This window comes from Streptomyces sp. NPDC006265 (assembly GCF_040613555.1).
GTDB lineage: Bacteria > Actinomycetota > Actinomycetes > Streptomycetales > Streptomycetaceae > Streptomyces.
The window spans coordinates 1-4,552 of sequence record NZ_JBEXSH010000753.1 but is presented as its reverse complement, the minus strand read 5'-3'; the positions used below and the strand labels follow the sequence as shown (position 1 = coordinate 4,552).

Genomic DNA, 4,552 nt, shown 5'->3' with positions numbered 1-4,552 from the left:
GGGTGGACTGACATGGCGTTGGTGCCCGTGTCCTCGATCTCGGAGCCGACCTTGGTCTGCACTCCCCGTCCGGGTCCGGGCCGCCTCCGCCACGGCGGCCGAGCTCGTCCGCCGCCTCGCCGCCGACCCACGCGTCGCCCGCGTGCACTACCCCCGCATCGGCGGTGCGATGGTCGCCTTCGAGGTGTACGGCGACCCGCACGAGGTGATCGGCGCGGTCCGCCTGATCACCCCGGCGGTGAGCCTCGGCAGCGTGGACACCCTCATCCAGCACCCGGCCTCCATCAGCCACCGCATCGTCGACGCCGACGACCGCAGGGGAGCCGGGGTGAGCGACCAGCTCCTGCGCATGTCGGTGGGCCTGGAGGACGTGGAGGACCTCTGGTCGGATCTCGACCAGGCGCTGGGGCGCCCCACCAGGGGCGCGGGGAAGTGCGCGACAAGCCACCACGAACCCGCGCCCGCCCACTGACGAACGTCCCTATGGTGCGGAGGCGCTCCCGAGTTCCTCCGCACCGGTCACGACCGCTTCAGCCAGCCGCGCCGTGATCACCAGGGTCCCCTCCTCGACCTGGTAGTCGAGAGGCAGCCCCAGCCCGCGCATCGCGGCCACCATCGCCGTGTTGGACGCCTGCGTCACGGCATAGACGCTGGAGCACCCCGCCGCGACGGCCATGGCCACGAGCCGCGACAGCAACTCCGCTCCCACCCCCCGCCGCTGCCAGGTGTCCTCGATGAGCAGCGCGACCTCCGTCTCGTCCCCGTCCCACAGGAGGTGACCGAGCCCAACGATCCGCCCGGAGGCGGTCTGTACGGCGAGGGTGCGGCCGTACCGCGGACTGAGCAGGTGGTTGAGGTACCGGTCGGCGTCACCGACGGGCCCGTGATAGCGCAGCTTCAGCGTGCGCGCCGAGCAGCGCTCGTGCATCGCCCGGGCCGCTTCGAGATCACGGGTGTCGGCCCGCCGCACGGTGATGTCGCTGCCCTCGGCGAGCGTGAGCACGTCCCGGCCGTGCGGCAGGCGCGGTCCGAGCCGGGCGTCGAGTTCCACCAGGGCCCTGGCCCGGGCGAACTCGGTGGGTGTGAAGGGCGGATACGGCCGCTCGACGGTGATCACGCCGCCTTCCGGGCCGCGCAGCCGCATCACGGTGTCGTCGAGGGCCCCCTCCACGGGAACACCTCCCGTGGGCCGACTCCCGCCGGCCGGAGCGGGCCGGGACCGGATCGTGCACCGGCCCAGCAACTGCCGCAGGGCCAGCGGAAGTTCCGCCGCGTCCAGTGCAGTGCGGGCGGCGAGCCCGAGGACCCGGGTCGGCGCGTCCACCAAGTCGTGGGCGTCGGCCCGCTCGATCCAGGTGTCGGTGCCACCGGCCGACTCGACGGCCGTGGTGACCTCGGACGCCGACAGGCCGGCCGGTCCCCGCAGCAGGAACTCGTCGACCGTTCCCGCGGCCAGCGGGTGCGTCTGCAGGCTCAGGATGTCGACGCGCTGCCCGGCCAGGGCACCGCACAGCGCCGCCAGTGAACCCGGTTCGTCCTGAACCGTGGTCCGCATCCGCCACAGGGTGTTCGCCCCCGGCACCGGCTCCGGTGCCGGGGACCCGGTATCACTCGTCGGCGGTGCGTGTTCCTGGCGTCGTGTCCGCCAGGCGTGGAACGCCGCCGTCACCCGCCGCCACGAGGGGGTGGGGCGGCAGTTGTCGTCAGGGTGCGTCACTTGAGTCACTTCTCGCGTCATGCACCCACTGTGACGGAACGGTGTTGCGTGATCGCGAACGCATTGTGACCGGTGGGTAAAGGGGGCAGTCTGCCCCCTTTGTCAACGCTTCAAACGTTGCGCTGCGTACCTACTGGCCGACCAGGCTCGGCTGGAGGGTCTGCGTGAACAGCACGGTGCCGTCCTGCTCCCGCAGACGTACCGTCAGCTCCCCGTTATGGCCGTCGATGTCGACCTCGCCGAAGAACTGGTAGCCGCCGGCGGGGGAGACGTTGGCGGTCGTCGGTGCCTTCACGAACACACGGTCCGGGCCGAAGGTGCCGTCGAGCGCGTTCGCGGGGAAGGCACCGGCGTTGAGCGGGCCCGAGACGAACTCCCAGAACGGCTCGAAGTCGGTGAAGGCGGCCTTGGACGGCTGGTAGTGCTGCGCCGAGGTGTGGTGCACATCGGCGGTCAGCCACACCGTGCCCGTGATCCGGCGGTGCTTGACGAACCTCAGCAGTTCGGCGATCTGCAGCTCCCGGCCGAGCGGCTTGCCGGGGTCGCCCTGGGCGACGGCCTCGATGTTCGGCGCGTCCGGGACGACGAGGCCGATCGGCATGTCGGCGGCGATCACCTTCCACACCGCACGGGAGCGGGACAGCTCGCGCTTGAGCCACTCCAACTGCTCCCGACCGAGGATGCCCTGCGGGTCGACCGGCTGGTCGTCCGGCGAGTTGGCGTTGCGGTAGGTGCGCATGTCCAGGACGAACACGTCCAACAGCGGGCCGTGGTGCTGCACGCGGTAGACCCGCCCGTCGGGGCGGCGCAGCGTGGAGATCGGGAAGTACTCGGAGAAGGCCCTGCGGGCGCGGGCGGCGAGCACGTCCACGTTCTTCTCGGTGTAGCGGGTGTCGGTGAGGATCTCGCCCGGGTACCAGTTGTTGAGGACCTCGTGGTCGTCCCACTGGACGATGGAGGGGACCCGGGCGTTGAAGGCCCGCAGGTTCTCGTCCAGGAAGTTGTAGCGGAAGTTGCCACGGAACTCCGCGAGCGTCTCGGCGACCTTCGCCTTCTCCTCGGTGGTGATGTTCCGCCAGGTCCGGCCGTCGGGCAGGGTCACGGCCCCGGTGATCGGGCCGTCGGCGTAGATGTTGTCGCCGCTGCAGAGGAAGAAGTCCGGGTCGAGCGCGCCCATCGCGTCGTAGATGCGGTAGCCGCCGAGCTCCGGGTTGATGCCCCAGCCCTGCCCGGCCAGGTCGCCGGACCAGACGAACCGCACGCCGTCACGGCGCTTGGCGGACGCCGTGCGGAACGTGCCCGTGACCGGCTCGCCGGTACGGCGCGGGTCGTCCGGGTCGGCGAGCAGCACGCGGTAGTGGATCTGCTCGCCGGACGGCAGGCCGCGCAGCCGGGTCGTGCCGGTGAAGTCGGTGCCGGAGCCCAGCAGCGGGCCGTGCCATCTGCGGGGATTGCGGAACGACTCGGTCGCCGACGTCTCGACGATCATCCGCGCCGGCCGGTCGGAGCGCACCCACACCAGCCCGGAGTCGCAGGTCACGTCTCCCGCCTGCACACCCCACCCCGCCGTCGGTCGCCCGGAGCGGGCGAAGGCGGGCGCCGCGCCGAGAGCGCTGGGCAGGGACAGGGCCGCCGACGCGGCGAGGGAGCCACGCAGGACGCTACGGCGCCCGGGCAACGGACGGTGTGACATGGATGCGCCTCCAGGGACGGGATCCGGCCAAGTGTGCAGAGCCACACCTACTGGCACGCCGCAGCGCACACACGAACCCCAAGTGAACAACTGACCGCAGGGTGAGGGAACGCGCGAACCGGTCGGCTCACCCGGTCGCGGCCTCGGCCATCAGACGCACGCCCTCGGCGATCCGGGCGGGCGGCACATGGGCATAGCCCAGGACGAGCCGGATCTCCTTGTCACCCTCGGGCCCGGCCGGCGTGTGGGCATAGGCCGAGAGCGGGCGCACCGCCACCCCCGCCTCCGCCACACGCGCGAGGAACCGCTCCTCGGGCCCGTACCGCGGCGGCAGCGTGGCGATCACGTGCAGGCCCGCCGCGATCCCGGACACCTCCGATCCGGGGAAGTGCGCGTCCAGGGCGGCGACCAGCGCGTCGCGCCGGTCGCGGTAGGCGCGCTGGCAGCGGCGCAACTGGCGGTCGTAGTCGCCGCGCTCCAGGAACCGGGCGAACAGGGCCTGGTCGAGGGCCGGGTGGCCGAGATCCATCGTGCGTTTGCGCTCCACTATCTCCGCCGTCCAGGACTCCGGCACGAGCAGCCAGCCCAGCCGCAGACCCGGCGCGAGGGACTTGCTGACCGAACCCGTGTAGGCCACGTGGTCCGGGTCGAGGCCCTGGAGCGCGCCGACGGGAGCACGGTCGTAACGGAAGTCCCCGTCGTAGTCGTCCTCCAGGACGATGCCGTCCACCGCCCGCGCCCAGTCCAGGAGTTCCGCGCGCCGCCGGGCCGAGTAGGCGAGGCCGGTGGGGAACTGGTGGGCCGGAGTCGTCACCACGGCCCGCACGCCCGAGGACCGCAGCGGCTCCAGGGCGACACCCTCGTCGTCCAGCGGCAGCGGTACGGCGGTGACGCCGGCCGAGGCGTACAGCGCGTCGTGCTGGGGACTGCCCGGGTCCTCCACACCGACGGCACGCACCCCGCGCGCGTGCAGCGCGAAACCGAGCAGCGCCGTCGCCTGGGCCACCCCGGAGACCACCACGATCCGCTCCGGGTCGGCCACCACGCCCCGCCGCCGGGCGAGCAGTTCGGCCAGCGCGGTCCGCAGCCTCGGCAGCCCGCGCGGATCGGGGTAGCCCAGCTCCTGGTGCGGCAGTTCCGCC

4 protein-coding genes are annotated in these 4,552 nt (G+C 72.4%); 1 reads left to right on the top strand and 3 read right to left on the bottom strand.

Annotated elements, in window-relative coordinates; all coding sequences use genetic code 11:
* On the top strand, positions 1–472 hold a 472-nt coding region (locus tag ABZ281_RS39125; protein ID WP_356662759.1), incomplete at its 5' end, for a PLP-dependent transferase.
* A gap of 9 nt (positions 473–481) precedes the next feature.
* Here ABZ281_RS39125 and ABZ281_RS39120 read toward each other — a convergent pair.
* The 3 genes from ABZ281_RS39120 to ABZ281_RS39110 form a co-directional block, all read right to left on the bottom strand.
* Positions 482–1,738 (bottom strand): GNAT family N-acetyltransferase, encoded by a 1,257-nt coding sequence (locus ABZ281_RS39120; protein WP_356662758.1) that lies wholly within the window; start codon positions 1,736–1,738, stop codon positions 482–484.
* 109 nt (positions 1,739–1,847) lie between these two features.
* The gene (locus ABZ281_RS39115) at positions 1,848–3,410 is read right to left on the bottom strand and encodes an alkaline phosphatase D family protein (protein WP_356662757.1); all 1,563 of its coding nucleotides are present in this window, start codon (positions 3,408–3,410) and stop codon (positions 1,848–1,850) included.
* Positions 3,411–3,537: 127 nt separating this feature from the next.
* Positions 3,538–4,552: PLP-dependent aminotransferase family protein (locus ABZ281_RS39110; RefSeq protein WP_356662756.1), on the bottom strand; the 1,015-nt coding region annotated here is incomplete at its 5' end.

Bases quoted from the DNA above. Each gene is read 5' to 3' on its own strand.
- ABZ281_RS39120 (WP_356662758.1), bottom strand. From the start codon at position 1,738: ATGACGCGAGAAGTGACTCAAGTGACGCACCCTGACGACAACTGCCGC.
- ABZ281_RS39115 (WP_356662757.1), bottom strand. From the start codon at position 3,410: ATGTCACACCGTCCGTTGCCCGGGCGCCGTAGCGTCCTGCGTGGCTCC.